This window comes from Leptothoe sp. ISB3NOV94-8A, from assembly GCF_043421595.1.
GTDB classification, from domain to species: domain Bacteria; phylum Cyanobacteriota; class Cyanobacteriia; order Phormidesmidales; family Phormidesmidaceae; genus Leptothoe; species Leptothoe turfae.
Genome location: NZ_JAXSQW010000001.1, coordinates 2,966,984 through 2,985,008, shown reverse-complemented (window position 1 = coordinate 2,985,008; position 18,025 = coordinate 2,966,984). Strand labels below are relative to the sequence as shown.

Annotated in this window: 16 protein-coding genes; 10 read left to right on the top strand and 6 right to left on the bottom strand. The window is 47.4% G+C overall.

Annotated features, from left to right (window positions below; translation table 11 throughout):
• Window positions 1–256: 256 nt before the first annotated feature.
• Window positions 257–1,639: a serine hydrolase gene (locus SPB21_RS12825; RefSeq protein WP_499060821.1), complete on the bottom strand. Its 1,383-nt coding sequence runs from the start codon at window positions 1,637–1,639 to the stop codon at window positions 257–259.
• A 425-nt stretch (window positions 1,640–2,064) separates the two neighbouring features.
• Between SPB21_RS12825 and gatA the strand changes: the two genes are divergently transcribed.
• The 3 genes from gatA (at window position 2,065) to ilvC (ending at window position 6,164) form a co-directional block, all read left to right on the top strand.
• Window positions 2,065–3,510 (top strand): Asp-tRNA(Asn)/Glu-tRNA(Gln) amidotransferase subunit GatA, encoded by a 1,446-nt coding sequence (gatA, locus tag SPB21_RS12820; RefSeq protein ID WP_006514728.1) that lies wholly within the window; start codon window positions 2,065–2,067, stop codon window positions 3,508–3,510.
• A 462-nt stretch (window positions 3,511–3,972) separates the two neighbouring features.
• The gene (locus SPB21_RS12815) at window positions 3,973–4,839 is read left to right on the top strand and encodes an Npun_F0296 family exosortase-dependent surface protein (RefSeq protein ID WP_163668762.1); all 867 of its coding nucleotides are present in this window, start codon (window positions 3,973–3,975) and stop codon (window positions 4,837–4,839) included.
• 329 nt (window positions 4,840–5,168) lie between these two features.
• Complete coding sequence (gene ilvC / locus SPB21_RS12810; protein ID WP_163668760.1) at window positions 5,169–6,164, top strand: ketol-acid reductoisomerase; 996 nt, start codon at window positions 5,169–5,171, stop codon at window positions 6,162–6,164.
• A 169-nt stretch (window positions 6,165–6,333) separates the two neighbouring features.
• Here the strand turns inward: ilvC and SPB21_RS12805 are convergent, their stop codons facing one another.
• Entirely contained in the window at window positions 6,334–6,504 is a 171-nt protein-coding gene (locus tag SPB21_RS12805; RefSeq protein WP_163668758.1) for a hypothetical protein, read from the bottom strand.
• Window positions 6,505–6,685: 181 nt separating this feature from the next.
• Window positions 6,686–7,528, bottom strand: a complete 843-nt coding sequence (locus SPB21_RS12800; protein WP_163700768.1) for an Npun_F0296 family exosortase-dependent surface protein — start codon at window positions 7,526–7,528, stop codon at window positions 6,686–6,688.
• A gap of 661 nt (window positions 7,529–8,189) precedes the next feature.
• Between SPB21_RS12800 and SPB21_RS12795 the strand changes: the two genes are divergently transcribed.
• From SPB21_RS12795 to SPB21_RS12785, 3 genes are all read left to right on the top strand, one after another.
• The gene (locus SPB21_RS12795) at window positions 8,190–9,560 is read left to right on the top strand and encodes a hypothetical protein (RefSeq protein WP_499866766.1); all 1,371 of its coding nucleotides are present in this window, start codon (window positions 8,190–8,192) and stop codon (window positions 9,558–9,560) included.
• Window positions 9,561–9,591: 31 nt separating this feature from the next.
• The gene (locus SPB21_RS12790) at window positions 9,592–10,122 is read left to right on the top strand and encodes a hypothetical protein (protein ID WP_163668752.1); all 531 of its coding nucleotides are present in this window, start codon (window positions 9,592–9,594) and stop codon (window positions 10,120–10,122) included.
• A gap of 68 nt (window positions 10,123–10,190) precedes the next feature.
• Window positions 10,191–10,838, top strand: coding sequence for a hypothetical protein (locus tag SPB21_RS12785; RefSeq protein ID WP_499866765.1), 648 nt, complete (start codon window positions 10,191–10,193; stop codon window positions 10,836–10,838).
• A gap of 189 nt (window positions 10,839–11,027) precedes the next feature.
• Here the strand turns inward: SPB21_RS12785 and SPB21_RS12780 are convergent, their stop codons facing one another.
• From SPB21_RS12780 to hisH, 3 genes are all read right to left on the bottom strand, one after another.
• On the bottom strand, window positions 11,028–11,231 hold the full coding sequence (locus SPB21_RS12780; RefSeq protein ID WP_163668748.1) for a hypothetical protein: 204 nt from the start codon (window positions 11,229–11,231) through the stop codon (window positions 11,028–11,030).
• A 98-nt stretch (window positions 11,232–11,329) separates the two neighbouring features.
• A complete protein-coding gene (locus SPB21_RS12775; RefSeq protein ID WP_163668746.1) occupies window positions 11,330–12,049 on the bottom strand; it encodes a M15 family metallopeptidase in 720 nt (239 codons plus the stop codon).
• A 5-nt stretch (window positions 12,050–12,054) separates the two neighbouring features.
• A complete protein-coding gene (gene hisH / locus SPB21_RS12770; RefSeq protein ID WP_499060267.1) occupies window positions 12,055–12,693 on the bottom strand; it encodes an imidazole glycerol phosphate synthase subunit HisH in 639 nt (212 codons plus the stop codon).
• A 123-nt stretch (window positions 12,694–12,816) separates the two neighbouring features.
• On the opposite strand from hisH, the gene SPB21_RS12765 reads away from it, so the two are divergent.
• The 4 genes from SPB21_RS12765 (at window position 12,817) to SPB21_RS12750 (ending at window position 17,877) form a co-directional block, all read left to right on the top strand.
• Window positions 12,817–13,320, top strand: coding sequence for a pyroglutamyl-peptidase I family protein (locus SPB21_RS12765; RefSeq protein WP_163668742.1), 504 nt, complete (start codon window positions 12,817–12,819; stop codon window positions 13,318–13,320).
• Window positions 13,321–13,409: 89 nt separating this feature from the next.
• The gene (locus SPB21_RS12760) at window positions 13,410–14,741 is read left to right on the top strand and encodes a DUF3370 domain-containing protein (protein ID WP_163668740.1); all 1,332 of its coding nucleotides are present in this window, start codon (window positions 13,410–13,412) and stop codon (window positions 14,739–14,741) included.
• A gap of 319 nt (window positions 14,742–15,060) precedes the next feature.
• The gene (locus SPB21_RS12755; RefSeq protein WP_163700775.1) at window positions 15,061–16,377 is read left to right on the top strand and encodes a response regulator; all 1,317 of its coding nucleotides are present in this window, start codon (window positions 15,061–15,063) and stop codon (window positions 16,375–16,377) included.
• Between the two features lie 120 nt (window positions 16,378–16,497).
• Window positions 16,498–17,877 carry an Hpt domain-containing protein gene (locus tag SPB21_RS12750; RefSeq protein ID WP_499866764.1) on the top strand — a complete coding sequence of 460 codons (1,380 nt, stop codon included), beginning with the start codon at window positions 16,498–16,500 and terminating at the stop codon, window positions 17,875–17,877.
• Window positions 17,878–18,025: the final 148 nt, after the last annotated feature.

Genomic DNA, 18,025 nt, shown 5'->3' with positions numbered 1-18,025 from the left:
ATAAAAGCCCTAAGCCTCACAGCTATTATTCCAAGCAGTGCAGCACTTTAACGATGGTTAACCTCAAGCGTCATACCTAGTCACTAAAACGGACAATTCACACCGCTGATAGCCAGTTTTTTCATAGAGAAAATGACTAGAAAAATTGATTTCTAGACATAATAAAAATGCCATAGCCCAAACATCTATGTTCTAATTTTCATTAGAACATTAGTGCCTTCTATGGGCTCAGCTTGAAAAAGTGAATGACTAATTTTTAAATTTTTTGAGCGATTTTAGAGGTGAATTGTTGATCTAAAGGACCATTATCTAGCACATGGCGAGCCGCATCTCGGATAATCTGACGCAGTCGGAATTGATTGGCGCTTTTATCAATGGTGACGGTCATGACATAGCGCTCTTCACCGACCTTGAACGCCACGGTGCTGCCAATTACTGAAGAGTTTTGCCCGGTTTTCTCACCAATCCAAAAAATATCGGGCTTTTCTCTAACTAGAGCTCGATAACCAAAGTCAAGGTCATACTGACCCACTAATGCGTTGAGAATCTCTTCATCGCTGGCTTTGGTAAAGCTGTAGATGCGCATCATCATCTGAGTTAGCTCATCAGCCGTGCTAACGTTTCGACCAGATCCCATACTTTTGGGAAAGGTGCTACTACCAACGAGTTTGTGGCCCACTGTAGTCTTTGTGAAACCTTCTGCTTTGAGGGCAGCGTTGATGGTGTCGTACCCCAGGTAATCGATCAGCTGATTGGTGGCGATGTTATTACTCTCAGTAATCATTCGCACCATCACCTCTCGCAGGGTGTAGGTCTTGTCAACAAAAATCTTGGCACCCTGGGCATTCTCTGTAAAGTTGCTGGGGTCAATGTAAATTTGATCGTCTAAATTTGCCTGACCGTTGGTGACCTGATGCATCAAAGCAACGGCAATAGGCAGTTTTACCAAGCTAGCCAGGCTCAGGGGAGGAACATCACCTCGATAGCCCCGACACTCGCTGGTGCCTAGCTGACACAGGGAAATACGGACAGTATTAGGATTGCCCAATGCAGACGCAATCGGTATCAAGAAGTCAGAACGCTGCTGCTCAATGCGACGACTCACAAATGTGGCAACGTTGCTATATTCCTTGAGCTTAGCCTGGGCTTGAGAATATTCTTCTGAATCACTATTGACGGACTCAAGTGCCCAAATTGCTTGTTGCCAGAGGGCTTTTTCCCGTTGGCTCAGTTCAATATTGCTGCCTTGTTTGCGTAGGGATAACGCTTCTTGGGCGAGGGCGATCGCACGCTCATAACCAGACCCCCATTGCTTCTTTTCCAAGACACGCTCCGTCAGACCATGGCTAAATCGGGTTAGAGCAATGTAAGGCCGCACCACCCCTTCTGGATTGATCTGGCCCACGGATGCTTGAGCAACCTGGATCGGCGCTGCTGTCGCTGTAGAGTCCGCTTCAATAACTGCACCATCCACGGTTTGTTCTGGAGACCCTGCTAGTGTTCCAGGTGCCACTGCCCATTCGGCAGGTAGTCGGGGGATAACCAGAAACATAACCCCAAGGGTACTGCCAGACAACAGCAACAGTCGCAGCCAGGTCTGACGCCAAATGGGCTTAGGAGTAGAACGAAAAAGGAGCATAAACGATTATGAAACAGAATCAACAATCGCGATGATTATCAGGGAAACAAACGGGGCCAGTATGGACGTGTCTTTGTAGGACTTAGTTACTAAATACACTAAGTATCCATTAAAGATTTAATAGAAAAATAATAAGAAAGATTGTACCTAGCTACACATTTACCTAAAAACATTCATGGGCAGCTTAGACCTATATCCAGGCTATTACGCTTAAAAGCATTGCTTAGAAAAGCGCTTACTACTACTTTAGTGAACCCACCAGATTGATCCGAAAAATTAACGTCGTCAGAGTAAATTTTCGTGGTAGAGACGCTATTTATCATGGGCATGATGAATTCTGTAGCTGGCTGACCCATTAGTCCCATTGCCGCCATTCCCACCTATACTGTTAGCTTGGAATTGCTAGGCATACTGAAGGAGCCCGAATGTCAGTCATCCGCAAGTTGCAGCGACAGCTCACCCAAAAAGAGCGTACTGCGGTTGAAATTACTCAAGCATATCTAGATCGATTGCAGGCGCTAGAGCCTAAATTACATAGTTTTTTGGCTGTAACGGCTGATAAGGCATTGGCTCAGGCCCAGCAGGTAGATAGTGCGATCGCAGCAGGCGAGGCCCTCAGTCCCCTGGCCGGTATCCCCATTGCTCTTAAGGATAACCTTTGCACTAAAGGCATTCGCACCACCTGTGCTTCAAAGATTTTGGAGGGCTTTATTCCGCCCTATGAATCGACAGTAACCCAGCGCTTAGCCGATGCTGGAGCAATTTTCCTGGGTAAAACCAACATGGATGAGTTTGCCATGGGCAGCTCCACCGAAAACTCTGCCTATCAGCTCACCGCTAATCCCTGGGATACAACCCGTGTTCCCGGGGGCTCTTCCGGGGGCTCTGCTGCTGCCGTAGCTGCTGATCAGGCCCCGATTTCCCTGGGGTCAGATACGGGGGGATCTATCCGTCAGCCTGCGGCCTATTGTGGTGTGGTGGGGATGAAGCCCACCTATGGGTTGGTGTCCCGCTACGGATTGGTGGCCTTTGCCTCATCGTTGGATCAGATTGGTCCCTTTAGTCGCACGGTGGAGGATGCCGCGATTTTGCTGGGTGCGATCGCAGGCCATGACACCAAAGATTCCACCAGCTTGAATGTCAAGATTCCTGACTATACCCAGCACCTAAAAACCGACCTCAAAGGCAAGCGCATTGGTTTGATTAAAGAAACCTTTGGCGAAGGTCTGGACGGTGATGTGGCCCAGGCCATGGAGGCGGCCATTGAGCAAATGAAGGACCTGGGGGCCAAGATTGTTGAAATTTCCTGTCCCAACTTCAAATATGGTCTGCCCACCTATTACATCATCGCCCCGTCAGAAGCCTCATCAAACCTGGCTCGCTATGACGGTGTTCGCTACGGTCAGCGGGCTGAGACCGACAACCTGCTGTCCATGTACAAACAAACCCGAGCTGAAGGGTTTGGCGCAGAAGTGAAACGTCGCATCATGATCGGCACCTATGCCCTCTCTGCCGGTTACTATGACGCCTATTATCTCCAGGCACAAAAGGTGCGCACCCTGATCAAGCAAGATTTTGAAGCCGCATTTAAAGACGTGGATGTGTTGCTCACCCCCACGGTACCCAGCACCGCCTTTAAAGCCGGAGATAAAGTGAACGACCCCCTCAGCATGTATTTGTCTGACTTGATGACAATTACAGTGAATCTGGCGGGTTTACCCGGTATCAGTCTACCCTGTGGGTTTGATGAGTCTGGGTTACCCATTGGTATGCAACTCATTGGCAATGCCCTGCGAGAAGACACCTTATTTGAAGTAGCATCGGCCTACGAACAAGCCACACCCTGGCATGAAAAGATGCCGCAGGTCTAGGGCAACAACGTAGGACTAAAAAGCTAGACATATCGGTTGATCAAGGGTAACCGGTGAAGAGAATCCACTCTTCACCGGTTACTCTTTTAATTTGCATAAATTGGTTTGAATAAAATTTATGCAATTAGCAAGGCTGACAAGAAACTGTGTCTAATCCGAGTCCGAAATAAGACGTAAGCCAATGCTATGGACTCAGTTAAGCTAACTAGAACAAACCTTTTAAGTAACTTGTTGGTTAAGAGGTTTTCTAAATATATTTACTGACAAATACACGATTGTTGTTTCAATTTAATGTTAATCCTAGAAAAACCAACTAAAGTTCTAATGCGCCTATTTTAGGGGTTTTTCCTGTTAGGGGTGGAGCCCCTTGCTGGTGATACTGATTGCATGCATGTAGCAGAAAGCACATCTGCGACATCCACTCTAAATCATTCATTCAGTATCAAATAAAGCACTCCCACTATGAAGCGTATTTACCAGATGTTGCTGGCTGCAACCGTTGCTGTAGCAGCTCCCCTAACAGTTGCGCCCCTGGCCCAGGCAGACGATTTTGATGATGCATCTTTGCCTGTTTACAGCGAGTTCACCATTGATGGCATCACCGCTAAAGTGACTAAGGGCGTTAACCTGCTCGATGACCCCAACGGTACCCTGGGAGCCTTTTCTGATTTCTATTACAACGAAGGGGTGGTTACCATTGATTTTAATGATCCCAGTGCTCGCGAGTCTGTGGCTGGCAAAGCCAATGCCTATACCTTTGGCGATGAGTCGATGATATTCACCTTTGATAAGGCCCTGGGTGTTGATAGAACAGATGTTAAAAGTGACAAATGGGCACCTACTGGTGCCAATGCTGAGAAAAATACCTCCGATTATTTAGCTGTTTTTCAAGGTAATTCGGTCACTGTTGATTTAGCAAGTAGTCTTAACTACTTTGGAATGAACTGGGGAGCCTTGAGTCCTGAGAACAAGTTTGAGTTCTTGAAAGTTGACGACAATGGCGTTGAAACTAGTCTAGGTTTGTTTGACTATAACAATGTCTTTGGTTCGAGTGACTCTAAGCTGCCCACCCAAGCAGCCCATCACAATAACGAGTACAACGGTTACGTTCACTTCTATGCCAATGAAGTAGACGGTCTGTTTAATCGAATCAAAATTACTCAAACTGGTGGTGGTGGGTTTGAGACCGATAACTATTCCTTCCGCTTTAGCGATAAGTCCTTTGACTTTGAGGAAGGGGAAGATACTGCTCAAACACCTGAACCTGGTATTTTGTTGGGGCTGACTGCTTTCGCTAGCCTGATGATGCGTCGTCGTTTGATGGCATAGGTGTTTTGATCAGCATCTAATAGATTTTTATCGACTGAAAAACCTGTGTGGCTTTGAATATCAAGGCCACACAGGTTTTTAGGGTTATAGCAACCTGCTCATGCATATCTCCACAGGAGAGGCTGCGCCCAGCCATAAATCAGTTCTCAGGGAAGCCTGTAGACATCATGCGTCAGCGACTGACGCATCTTCTAAAGACTTATGTGAATGGATATATCAGTGGCAGGTGGTTTGGTAGGATGAAAGGCTGCACTACTGATTCAGAATGCCGGCGCTGAATTGGGATCTTAAGTTTGGTTACCCGCCGCAAATCAAGGAGAGCTTTCACAATGGCCCAGATGTACTACGACAGCGACGCAAATTTAGATTTACTCAACGGAAAAACCGTTGCCATTATTGGTTACGGCTCCCAGGGACATGCCCATGCCCTGAACCTTAAAGACAGCGGCGTCAACGTCGTTGTGGGTCTCTACGAAGGCAGTCGCTCTAAGGCCAAAGCAGAATCCGCAGGTCTGACGGTTAAGTCCGTAGCGGATGCCGCTGCTGTTGCAGACATGATCATGATTCTGCTTCCCGACGAAGTTCAAAAGACTGTTTACAAAGAGAGCATTGCCCCTAATCTTTCAGCAGGTAACGTACTAGCCTTTGCCCACGGGTTTAACATCAACTTCGCTCAGATCGTTCCCCCCGAAGATGTGGACGTCGTTATGATTGCGCCCAAGGGACCTGGTCACCTTGTACGCCGCACCTATGAGCAAGGCCAAGGTGTACCTGCCCTGTTCGCTGTTTTTCAGGATGCTTCTGGTAAAGGTCGCGACATGGCCATGGCCTATGCCAAGGGCATCGGCGGTACTCGCGCTGGCATTCTAGAGACCACATTCCGTGAAGAAACTGAAACTGACCTCTTTGGTGAGCAGGTTGTTCTATGTGGTGGCCTTAGCGAATTGATTAAAGCTGGTTTTGAAACCTTGATCGAAGCCGGTTACCAACCAGAGTTGGCTTACTTTGAGTGTCTCCACGAAGTAAAACTCATCGTTGACCTGGTGGTTGAAGGTGGTTTGGCCAACATGCGCTACAGCATTTCCAACACGGCTGAATATGGTGACTACACTCGCGGACCCCGCATCATCACCGAAGAAACTAAGAAGGAAATGAAGCAGATCCTCAAAGAGATCCAAACCGGTCAGTTTGCCCGTGAGTTTGTCCTTGAGAGTCAGGCAGGTAACCCTGGGTTTAATGCTATTCGTCGCCGCGAAGCTGAGCACCCCATCGAAGAAGTGGGCAAAGATCTGCGAGCTATGTTTAGCTGGCTGAAAAAAGTCTAAAAACGACTGATCACAGCGGGACGTTTTCCCGAGGGTAGAAGTCAGGAGTCGGGGGGCAAAATATAGGGTCTCACGGACTTCTGACTTCCGATTCACCACCCAGCTGCGCTTTCCCAGTTTAAGTGGATGCCCCATTATTTTTTAATATCGGACGGCATCTTCTGTCCGATTAATATCGAGCGGCATCTTCTGTCCGATTCTGAAACTCTGATGATGTTTGAGTATCTTCCCAAACATCGATTAGCTTTGTGATTAACAAGACCAAACAGGCTAAAGACACACCTAACTTTAGCCAGGTGAACAAACTTGAAAGAATCTCACCATGGTTAAACACTGGCATGGGGTTACTCCTGTGAATAAGAGGCAAAACACTTAATGGCAACGCTGTTGCCTATCGCAGCCATTGAGTGCCAATGAATGAGATGAACCTGTTGGTTAGAAGATAAATAATCTCCTAACAGCTCTTCGAAACGGTTTATCTTTTGTTGATAATGATTTTATTTTTCGGCTGGTCAGGCTAATTAAGCACGGGAAAATCTACACCGTACTATAAACGCCCCAACCACTGCTAAACCTACTACAGTACTAGATTCAGGAACAGTTTCAGGCGTTTGAGGATTGTCGATGTCAGTAACATTGTTGCTCATTCGGAAGGAATGATTATCCGTTTCAAAGCCACTTAGTTGGGTTTGAGAAATAACAATTTGGTTAAAGGTGCTTCCTGTTGTATCGGTATAGAAGTGGACATAGCCATTGCCCTGATTCAATTGGTGGCCAGCTTTTATGGGCAGGATAGGCTCAATGTCACTGGCAGTGAAGGTGCTAATTTTTGTGCCATTATTGAAGAATGATAGCTGGTTGCCATCACTTAAAGATCCCCAATTCATGCCAAAGTAATTGAGTTCTTTGGCAAGGTCGATCGTCACTGAGTTACCTTGGAAAACCGCTAGATAATCCGATACGTTTTTTTCGCCATTGGCACCGGTGGGAGCCCAGCGGTCATTGTAAGTGCCACTATTGTAAATTCCTGTACGGTCACCTGACGTGGTGCTAAGGCTGCTTTCAAATGTGTAGGTAATCAAGTCGCTACCAAAGCTGTAGCTATTGTCTCCTACTTGTGTGGCAGCTGAATTGAAATCGATCGTTGTTGTATTGTCGTCATAAAAATCTGAGAATGCGCCTAATTTACCAGCGCTATCACCAGGGTTTATCCCTTGGGTAGTTTTGGCAGTAATGTCGCCAATGGTGGTCTCACCAAAGATTAAGAGAGCGTCATCGTCAAAATCATTGGCAAGTGCAATATTGCTAGGAGCAACGGATGCTAAAGTCGCAAATGTGCCCAGCGCGAAAGCCTTATAAATCATTTAGATTCTTTATGTGAAAAGCCAAATGCTGAAGATCTGCACCCGTCTCGGCCAGGCTAATCAATATTGAGTTGCTTAATTATGCAAACCTGAGTACTGAAAAGCCAAATGCTGAAGATCTGCACCCGTTTAGCTTATCGATACCCTGTTCAACCTAATCAGGGACAGCACAACGTTGGTTGAATCATAGCCATTAACGTTTTGATTTAGTTAAGGGAATGTAGCCAGTTTTTGATTTCAGTCTTGGCGCTACCACAATCATGATTTTGGTTGCTATAATCTTGAACTTTTCGACAAAAATCATAAAACCATCGAACAATGTGAACTTCTGTAGAGATACATGGCTCTAGAGCACATTAGTCAGCTGAGCTATACCTGGTATAGAAAATGACCCTGGCCGACTTAAATAATTAGCTTCATCTCTAACAATAGGCACCATCGTTCTAGCCATCGCTTTATGGGCGTAGGAAAGAACATTTCTCTCTTCCGCTGGTGTTTTTTAGTAAAGCATCCGGTTTTATTCACAAAGGATTATTGAGAACTATCCCGACCTTCCAGGCCTTTGTCTGAAAATTTCAAAGAAAATACGTCTGATTCAACGATTGGGTGTCTACTGCCATGCTTTGAACATTACACATATATTTGCTCGAGAACTAAAATTGTGTCCAAGCCCCAAAGTAAAGCCCTGCTCAGCTGTTTAACGCTACTTACAACCTATTCTTCAGCGAATTTAGGTTATGGTAAGGCCGCAGAAATCAATGTTGATGCCGATAATAGGTCCGGTGACGATGTACCGGATTTAACCGTTACTCAGCAATCAGATTCTGAGGATGTTTCTGGTGCAACCCTCCATGCCCAAAGCATTCAGCCTGATCATGAAGTACAGCCAGCATTTGCCTCTCAATCAGTTGCCATCACAGGCAATGAAGATATTTCAGCACATGCAACAATAGAAGATAGCAGAGCCGCTAGATTACAGCACCTGGTGGATACAACCACCCGTGATTTACCTTCTGACAACTCTCTGTTGTCAGAAGACATATTAGAGGACATTTCAGAAGATACAGCATCAGCGTTAGCACATAGTGAGGGTGCTATAGAAATCGCTGTTGCAACGGTTCCTGCGGAACAAACGCCTGTAGAGGTATCCACGATTGATGTATTCAATACTGACGCCGTTGACCGTAGTGGAGCCGAAGATGCAGTTGTTTCGGATGAAAATGTAGAGTCTGACTTAGATAGCTCCCTTGAAATTGCCCAATTGCCGCTTGAACCTCCCATTGTGACGCCAAGGTCCCAGGAGCAGAAAGTCATTGAGCAATTACTTGAAGGGGCTCCATCCAGTGCGGATATCCCTACTCCATATCGCAGTTCTCCAGCGATTACAATTTCTAACCCCTCCGGTTTTGGTGCGGATAACTTTACAGGGTTTATTGGCGTTGGCTATCAAGAAAGAACTCGTTTTGCTAACCAAGACGACGGGGGATTAGTCGTCGGCGTTGGTTTGGGTGATGCCCGTGAAAACATCGGTGTGCAGCTATCCTATACCGTGGCTAGTTTTGGTGGCAGTCGAGATTTTGGCACGGGTGGTTTTAATGCCAAGCTCCATAAGCGATTAGCCGATGATTGGTCAGTGGCGCTAGGCTGGGAAGGTTTTGCCACCACTGGATTTGTTGACTTTGAAGACTCAATTTATGGCTCTGTTTCCCACCTGATTCGTACCCGTGAAAGCATTACCCAGCCGTTTAGTCGCATCGCCTTAACGGCTGGTGTCGGCAACGGTCGTTTTCGCACAGAAGACGACGTTTTTGACGATCGCGATAGTGTTGGTGTCTTTGGTAGCGCAGCTGTGCGCGTGGCAGAACCCGTCAGTGCCATTGTGGAATGGACCGGACAAGATTTAGCTGTGGGACTGTCCATTACACCCTTTAAAGATATTCCAATTGTCCTTCTACCGGCTGTTCGAGACATTGCCGGAGCGGGGGATGGTGGCCGATTTGTCATGGGTGCTGGCTTGTCATTTCAACTTTAAATAAAGAGAACTATAGAGGCACGAAATCAACATGCTATTTCTAAAACAGTCAACATCAACGAGTTCCCTTTGGCAGCTTTTGTCAGCTGGTGTGGCAGCAAGCGCAATTATCTGTAGTCCCTCAGTTGGATTAGCCCAGAATCAATCAGATGTGACTGGCCCCAATTTGTCGGATATGACGGGTCCTAATTTATCGGATACCACCGGCACTAACCAGTCGGATACTACAGCGGTTGGTGGAGAACAAATCTTTAGAAATGCCAATGGAGAGTTTGTTAGCCTGGCTGAATTATTTGAAGATTTTTTTGACACCTATGGTGAAGAGCTGGGCATTGATAAAGATGCTAGTTTGTCTGACAAATTAAGGCAGGCCGTTCAAAGCTGTTCTGCTCAAGTGAACAGCGGCACTCGGCGGTTTGCCCGTGATCCAGGCTCTAGTATCCAGCCAGTTTCCCTAGCCTGTGAGGAGTTTAGTCGCTTGGTTCAATCCGCTCAACAATCTTTAAACCAATACAAACAAGCGCGTCCACAATCCAACACAGTGGATCAACGATTGTGGTGAGTGGTATTGGGGTTGCAACGATTACCCAAATAAGATGCATATAAACTTCTCAGAAGGATGATCTAACGATGGGAATTTTTTTTGATTTTATGGCCCAATATGGACGCCGTGTAGCTGTGGGTTTGCTAACAATAGCGGCTACATTGGGGGTGTCGTCGACCGCTACGCAAGCTCAGGAAAGCTTTGGCAATCAAGGCATCCGGCTAGACGTAGACACTATTGTTGAATTTGAGTTTTTAGAATCTAACGGTAGTTATCAATCTACCTTTGGCATTATCAATGTACAAACGGGTGAAAAGTTCCCTATCTACAGTGAAGTTAAAGGATCCGATGTGCCACAACCTGTAAATAAACCCTCGGATTACCAAGATGATGCCGGTGTGAACAACCGGGATGATTTCCAGGGAACTCCTGGTGTGACCGTGCCTCAACCTTTAGACGAGTTTCGATTAACAGCAAATACTGAGTATAGCTTTTACTTAGAGTCTTCATTTAATGGGCAACCTGCCGGCATTTTATATTCAACTACCCGGCAAAATGCTGGCAATCGTCAGTATGCTCGATTTGATGGCCCCATAGGAGATGTGATCGATGGTGGTTTGTTGCTGCGCTGGGAGGATGCGGGTGAACTTCTGGTTGGGGCAGAAAATGCCGATTATGACTACGATGATTTTATTGTTCGTATTGGTGGGTATTTGCAATGGGATCAGCCCTAAGGTGATGCAGAACCCCTCCCTGACGGTTCCCCTTACCAAGGGGAACCCTAAGCAGACTATTTGAAACTACTGAATCTTCAGGTTTTTGGCCATTCTCTCTGACTTATGTATACACCGTAGCCAGCATTGGGGGGTGCTCTAATCAAAAGATATTTCTATGATTAAGCAACTGTACTCAGGACTTAGGACTTAAGGCTTTTCTTCAATGATTGGAAAGGCATTGTAAACTTTATGAATGCCTTCCCAGCCGTCTTTTTTTCCGGCGTTTTGTCTAGCAATGTTTTCAGCTGCTTTAACACTGGTGGCGTGAACTGAAACGAGGGTTTTGGTGCCCCATTCGGAAACTACGACATAGTAACAAGAGGTGGGATTGGAAATAGATTGAGACAGCATCAGTGGTAGCCCATGCAACTATATATTCCTCTGTCTCTTGCCAGGGAGGTTATGCATATTCGCTGGCATCCGTAACGAAAGTTTAGCAATACCAAAGCCTATTCAGCGCGGCCATAGTAGGCAAACGCCTTTGAATTATTAGGGGTTTCGTCAACCGTCATCCCTAACCAGGCCCATAGCTGGTCGCCCAGGGAAAAGTGCCACCACTCGTTGGGGTGTTGACGAAACCCAGTCGCCTGCATTGCCTGGGCTAATACGGTGCGATGGTGATGAAATGTTTGGCCATCGAGTTTATCCGCAAAATAGTTGGGATAGGACCGTTCAGAGATTTCGTCAATGTCAGACCCCATATCCACCACCTGCCGCTGGGCATCTACCAGGGTGATGTCGATGGCTGCTCCGGTGCTATGGGGCGGTGGCGTTGCCATGTCATGGCTAGGAGCCGCCCAAAACTGATATACCTGAGCCATCAGTTCTTCCCTAGGTGCGTCGTTAGTTCCCCCCAGTTGCTTACTTTGCCACACCTGCAACAACTGTTCGTAGGTGTAGTTCACCATAAACTGCTGCACAGGAATGGGACGGTAGGCATCAAAGATTTGAATCCGCCAGCCAGGATACCGCTGCTGTAGGTGCACTTGAGCCTGCACTAAAGCCCGTAATACCCCTTCCCGCACATAGTAAGGAGATCGTTCTCCATAGGGAGCCCCCAACATCGCATAGGGATGAGGGTCAACAACTGCAAACTGTTCTAACGGAATTGGTACTAAAGATTCGCCGCATTCTTGAATGGGAATACGTTGGTAGGGCTTAGGGGCCATAAAACCTACCCAACCGCCACCGGCTGTTTCACCCTCTCAACAAAGTTCGCCAACAACTGTAGACCTGTCTTAGCAGACTTCTCAGGGTGAAACTGTACAGCCATCAGATTGTCCTTAGCAACAGCGGCTGTCACCGTTTGACTACCGTGGGTAACAGTGGCTGCAACAATGGAGGGATCGGTTGTCTCGGCATAGTAAGAGTGGACAAAGTAAACCCACTCGTTGGATGAAATTGTGGACCAGAGGGGGTGATCTGGTTGGGTTAGCTGTAGCTGGTTCCAACCCATGTGGGGAATGGTGATGCCGGGCTCGGGCTTAAATTTACGCAGGGTGCCCTTGAGTACACCAATGCCAGGCTCAACACCTTCTTCAGAAGCTTCAAATAAGAGCTGTAGCCCCACACAAATACCCAGGAAGGGTTTACCGCTGGCGATGACATCGCGGATTGGTTGAGCTAGGTTGCGATCGCACAAATGGCGCATCGCCGGGTCAAAGGCACCCACACCGGGTAGCACCACACCATCAGCCCGATGAATCACCTCTGGCTGATCAGTCACTATCGGCGTAGCCCCAGCAAACTCTAGCCCTTTACAGGCCGAGTGCAGATTACCCATGTCGTAATCAATGACAGCGATGGTTGGCATAGTCCCTCTGGTAGGCGATTACTGCTCTATAGTATCGGCTTGATTGAAGGATGGGTAGTTGGGGGGAGGGCAAAAGGGCAGGTATGTTTAAGAACAGCCCCCATTCCCTACTCCCCTAGACCAATGTCCGCGCCTATTCTGATCACCAGCTTCCGACCCTGGAAAGCACATCAAGGCCTCAATACCAGCGATGTCTTACTAGAACGTGTGGCGGCAAAACTGCCGCAGAATGCTATTTTTTTGCGCTGGCTGCCGGTTAATTTTGACCTGGCACCGATGCAGGTGATTAATCACATTGTTCAGTATCGGCCCAAGGCCGTTATCTGCTGCGGCATGGCGGAAATGCGTCAGACATTAACCGTAGAACAGTGGGGCACCCATGGGGACAATCGCCTGGCAACGCCCATTGATCTCAAGACCTTGATCAAGAATACAATTCACACCCACATCAGCAACGATGCTGGCAATTTTGTGTGCAATCGCCTTTACTACCGGGTGCTCAGACATCTTAAGCAACAGTCCGCTGCCGCCCTATTTGTCCATGTGCCGTTGATTACCCCAGCTAACCATACCGTCATTGAGTTTGATTTCCTAAAAATCGTTGACCATTTAAATTCAGCCTGTTGATAATCTTGTATAGTCCCCACCATCAATAGCTCCCAGACAGGTTAGGGGACGGAAAATGTACCTTCTATTTTGCCCCCACTGTTTGTCCAATGTTCTTCCCCCTCATTGCCCAAGCTCCTTCACCGCCGCAAATCGTCCGCCCCCAAGAAGTCAGACCCCTACCGGCTCAGCTAGATACGCTCCCTGTCTTTAATAGCAACAGTCCTGAGCTAATTGGCGAGCCAGGGATTTTACTCTCCACATTTCCACCCGAGGGCATGGAGCATCCAGAAGCCCATCTGGACTTTGCTTTTGAGGGACGATTTGATGTGTTTGCTCACCATGTCTATCGGGCAGATGATCCTGAGGATCTCAGACCAATGTATGTGGCCCTTTTGGTGCACAACCCTGGTGTGGAAACAGTGACGGTGAATGTGTTGGCTGGCGCTAGCTACTTAAGTCAACCAGATGCACCGTTTATCACATTGCCGAGTGCAATCCGCTTTTCGCCCCGTAATCCGGTGTTTGCTGGCCCCGGTAGTCGAGTGATGGGAGATTTGATCCAGGGGCGTCGTCAAGATCTAATCCCGTCTCAATTAGTTGTTCCCCCTGGGGCCAATGCTCTGCTTTTAAATGCACCCATTCCAGTGGCCGAGTTTGACCCACCCATTAATGGTCGCTCCACTTTAATTGAATTGGATAGCAGTGGCCCTGTCTATCTGGCGAGCCTGTCAGAAACCGCCAATGTGGACGGCAATGACCATGAGACTGCCCCCACATTGGCCCAGTGGGCGTCCATAGTAAAGAATTCAGGGTTGGCTGGACCTCGCGATCGCACCCCCACCCCCATCACCGACAATTCAGGTCAGGTGATTTATGGCCGTGTGGCAGGGGTCGCCCAAGGATCTAGCTGGACCGCCACCGTTACTGATGATGGCGCTGACGTGCTGACTATTCCAGCATCAAATACAGCCATTTCCTATGGCCTCAGTACCCTGCATGCAGGGCAAATGGGTACCAACCAAAACCAAAGTGCTCCCATGTTGGTGCGTTATGGAGACACCGCCTACCAAGCCCATGGTAATTATGGTGTGGAATACACCCTGGCATTTCCCTTACAAAACAGCACCGATAGTCATCAAACCGTCACCATTGCCCTGGAAACCCCCATTAAAGAAGACACCCTGTCAACAGCAGGGTTACAGTTTTTCGAAACCCCACCAAACCGCACCTTTTTCCGAGGCCCCGTCCAAGTCAGATATCGCGACGACGACAACCTCCCTCGTATACGCAATTTCCATCTAGTACAACTGCGCGGGCAACAGGCTGAACCCCTAACAACATTAACCCTAGCCCCTCAGGAAAAACGTCGAGTAGACATCATCTTGCGCTATCCCCCCGATGCCACCCCACCCCAAGTTATTACTATCCAAACAGAATAAATAGACCCAACACTTAATCTATGGTGATGATGCGCCATTTGTATTAAACCATGCTTTTATTGCATGGTTTAATGAGAAAATCACATAAACGTCCTTGAGATGTAACGGAACTTACAATCTGTGTCTTCTGAAATAAGGAAGATAACTTGAACTAGCATAACTTGCGGGTTATGCTCGTAATAGAAGACACAGGTGTATGCAATTCCAATACCCTATTGGTGAGTACATTGCTGAACTAGTAGAGGTTTGGGCCGATTTTAAAGAGGCTTTTATCGCAGTCTGTATTCAGCCCTTCTTCATGTAGGGGTAGAGCACAAGCATGTCAAATGTATTCATTATTGGTGAGTTAAATCACAAAATCCAGAGAGCTAAAGAGAGTCTGTTTACCGGAGTACTTGCAATAGGGACCCATAACGAGGTCGAATGGTTCCTATATTTTCTCGTTGGTCAAATTGTTTGGGCGAATACCCGCACCCATTCAAAACGCCGTTGGCATCGCCAATGCCTCAAATACTCTCCGGATTTAAGCAAGAAAGCAATTCATGACATTGCCCATCAACCTGAAAACTATAAAGTGATGGCGCAATTAGTTATGCAACAAAAGTTTAGTCGGGAGCAATTTTCTCAAGTCGTCATAGGCTGCATTTCTGAAATTCTGTTCGATATCATCTACCAGGCGACACTAGAGCTCAAAACCTCGCAAAAACTAATTTATAAAGTTAGCTCCCGCAACGGGGCTAACTTTCCTTGTATCGGCCTTCATCGAGAACCTATCTGGCAGCAGGTTCAACAAGATTGGCATGCCTGGCAACAGGCAAATCTAACTGATTACAATCCTAATCTAGCACCGAAGATTATCAGAGCTGATATTCTTCGGGAGCGCACATCAGAGGCAACATTTCGCGAGTTGGAAAAATTAGCTGATGGTCGGTTAACCCTGCGAGATTTAGCCGTGAAAACAGGCCAACCCCTGATTTTACTAACACAGTCATTGATTCCCCACATCCGTCGGGATCTGATGAAGTTGGTCAACGTGAAAGATTTATCATCTGCCCCCTATATCAAGCCAAGGACCCCAACATCTTTTGTACCGTCTTCTGGTAGTCATCATTCCGTAGCTAAAAAGAGAGCAGCCGTTACCTCTAGCATTAAGGCTAACCCGGTCAAGCGTCAAAGACCTTGTACCTGCAGTCAAGCAAACAATGATAAGGGTAAAGCTGTCGTCGCCTATGTTGACGACAACCTGGCAGATAGCCAGGCAATGGCCGATATTTTCAAAGAATCAGACTATCGCTATGTCAATATTTCTGATTCTTTACAGGCTCTCACCAAGCTGTTGGAGCTTAAACCTCAGCTAATTTTTCTCGATCTGGTTATGCCTGTGGTCAATGGTTATGAACTCTGTGCTCAGATTCGAAGAATCTCGGTACTTAAAGACGTTCCAGTCATCATCATGACTAATAACAACAGTATTCCTGATCGAGTACGGGCCAAAGTGGTGGGTTCCAATGGTTTTTTGGGTAAACCCATTAAACCCAAGCGAGTTTTGAAAGTGGTGCTCAAGCATTTACAAACTGAGCCAGTGACATCAACCAGTCCAGCGCAGTTTAGCAGGCTATCACCATCGTCTGTCTAACCGAGACACGGGGCAACACCGGAGACGGAAACAACTACAAAACAATAAATTTAGCTTAACAGAATAGATATCATCTATCCTTCTGTTAGGACACCATAGCGTTATATTCCTTAAGTCATCATGAGTTCTAATCAGGTCATCTTACAACCACCGCCAACCTATTTTCAACAGGAGGCTTCTCAATTACTTCAGCAAATAGGGGATGAGCTTCAATCTCTAAGTCAAAACTTTAGTATCCAGAAAGCGCATACATTGATGCGTTTAGCTCATACCCTGAAAGGGGCCGCAGCAACCGTGGGGTTAGATGTTATCAAAACCATCACCCAGGCATTAGAAAATGCATTTAAGGCATTGTGTACTCCAGATGCCAACCTAACTCCCACAGTAGAAGACTTAATTTTTGAAGGGTACAACTGCTTGGAACTGATGGTCTCAGTACGGTTAGCCAAAGAACCCATTGATGAGTCCAATATTTTGGCCCGGATAGCGACCATCGTCTCACAGCTACAGGAAAACCTAGGCGATCGGTTTGGTCAAGATAGCTATTTACCCACGTCCATTGAGCTTGGGGTTGATGTCACTCAGGCGATCTTTGAAAGTGGCGTCACCGACTACTTAAATGAATTAAGCTACGCTCTCAAAACGCCTGACCCTGAATCTTTAAAAGCCCTACTCCATATTCACGCTGATGTCTTCATTGGGTTAGCCGAATCACTTCAATTGCCAGGGTTTGGGGCAATTGCCAAAGCGACGTTAGCGGCCCTCAAACAGCATCCTGCCCAAACTGTTCACATTGCTCAAATTGCATTGGCCGACTATCGTGCTGGCCAGACAAAAGTACTACAGGGCGATCGCAACCAGGGGGGTGCCCCGAGTTCAGCTCTCCTACAGTTGGGCACACAGGTGCCCCAACGAACAAATCGATTGAAGGGCCTATGGCAATGGTTAAACCAACCGATAACAATACCTCGCAAAGCACCTCAAATTCAAGTTGCTCAGCCATCAAGCCCTCCGCCAACACTCCCCACAAAGCCCATCTCTGTGGTCAAAAAACAGCCCCTCAGTCAGGTATTCCTAAACTGTCAGGAGGACTTGAGTGATTTAACCAGACAGCATGATAAACCTGTTCTGGTGGAAATTCGAGAGAATGAAGTTCTCATTGACCAAGCCATCGCTCAGCGGCTATATGATCCGCTACTACAGCTGGTACACTATGCCTTCAAACAAGATCTTGAGATGCCTACCGTTCGACAGCAGCAAGGGAAATCAGCTCTGGGTAGAATTCAACTGGCGGCCAAGCAAGCAGAGCAGCATCTAGTGATGTGTGTTTGGGACGATGGATACGGCCTCAATCCAGAAACGCCCTGTCAGCAAGTGCGTCCTCAGATCGCCTCCTTACAGGGCACAGTGACTGCGGCCTATTCCCCTGGCAAGGGCACCTGTTTCACGCTGCGCATTCCCCTTAGCACCTGCCGTGTACACACAAGTGTTGGAAACTAGCGCGTTCGCGGTTGCCTCACCCCCTCTAGCTCCCCTGCCTCACCCCCTCTAGCTCCCCCTTACCAAGGGGGAGAACCGGAGTTTCCCCCCTTACCAAGGGGGGATTAAGGGGGGTAATGCAAGATTGTGAACGCCCTTTCGAGATGTG

Bases quoted from the DNA above. Each gene is read 5' to 3' on its own strand.
- SPB21_RS12800 (WP_163700768.1), bottom strand. From the start codon at position 7,528: ATGATTTATAAGGCTTTCGCGCTGGGCACATTTGCGACTTTAGCATCC.
- gatA (WP_006514728.1), top strand. From the start codon at position 2,065: ATGTCAGTCATCCGCAAGTTGCAGCGACAGCTCACCCAAAAAGAGCGT.
- SPB21_RS12790 (WP_163668752.1), top strand. From the start codon at position 9,592: ATGCTATTTCTAAAACAGTCAACATCAACGAGTTCCCTTTGGCAGCTT.
- SPB21_RS12755 (WP_163700775.1), top strand. From the start codon at position 15,061: ATGTCAAATGTATTCATTATTGGTGAGTTAAATCACAAAATCCAGAGA.
- SPB21_RS12815 (WP_163668762.1), top strand. From the start codon at position 3,973: ATGAAGCGTATTTACCAGATGTTGCTGGCTGCAACCGTTGCTGTAGCA.
- SPB21_RS12785 (WP_499866765.1), top strand. From the start codon at position 10,191: ATGGGAATTTTTTTTGATTTTATGGCCCAATATGGACGCCGTGTAGCT.
- SPB21_RS12765 (WP_163668742.1), top strand. From the start codon at position 12,817: ATGTCCGCGCCTATTCTGATCACCAGCTTCCGACCCTGGAAAGCACAT.
- hisH (WP_499060267.1), bottom strand. From the start codon at position 12,693: ATGCCAACCATCGCTGTCATTGATTACGACATGGGTAATCTGCACTCG.
- SPB21_RS12775 (WP_163668746.1), bottom strand. From the start codon at position 12,049: ATGGCCCCTAAGCCCTACCAACGTATTCCCATTCAAGAATGCGGCGAA.
- SPB21_RS12780 (WP_163668748.1), bottom strand. From the start codon at position 11,231: ATGCTGTCTCAATCTATTTCCAATCCCACCTCTTGTTACTATGTCGTA.
- SPB21_RS12760 (WP_163668740.1), top strand. From the start codon at position 13,410: ATGTTCTTCCCCCTCATTGCCCAAGCTCCTTCACCGCCGCAAATCGTC.
- SPB21_RS12805 (WP_163668758.1), bottom strand. From the start codon at position 6,504: ATGCCAGTGTTTAACCATGGTGAGATTCTTTCAAGTTTGTTCACCTGG.
- SPB21_RS12750 (WP_499866764.1), top strand. From the start codon at position 16,498: ATGAGTTCTAATCAGGTCATCTTACAACCACCGCCAACCTATTTTCAA.
- ilvC (WP_163668760.1), top strand. From the start codon at position 5,169: ATGGCCCAGATGTACTACGACAGCGACGCAAATTTAGATTTACTCAAC.
- SPB21_RS12825 (WP_499060821.1), bottom strand. From the start codon at position 1,639: ATGCTCCTTTTTCGTTCTACTCCTAAGCCCATTTGGCGTCAGACCTGG.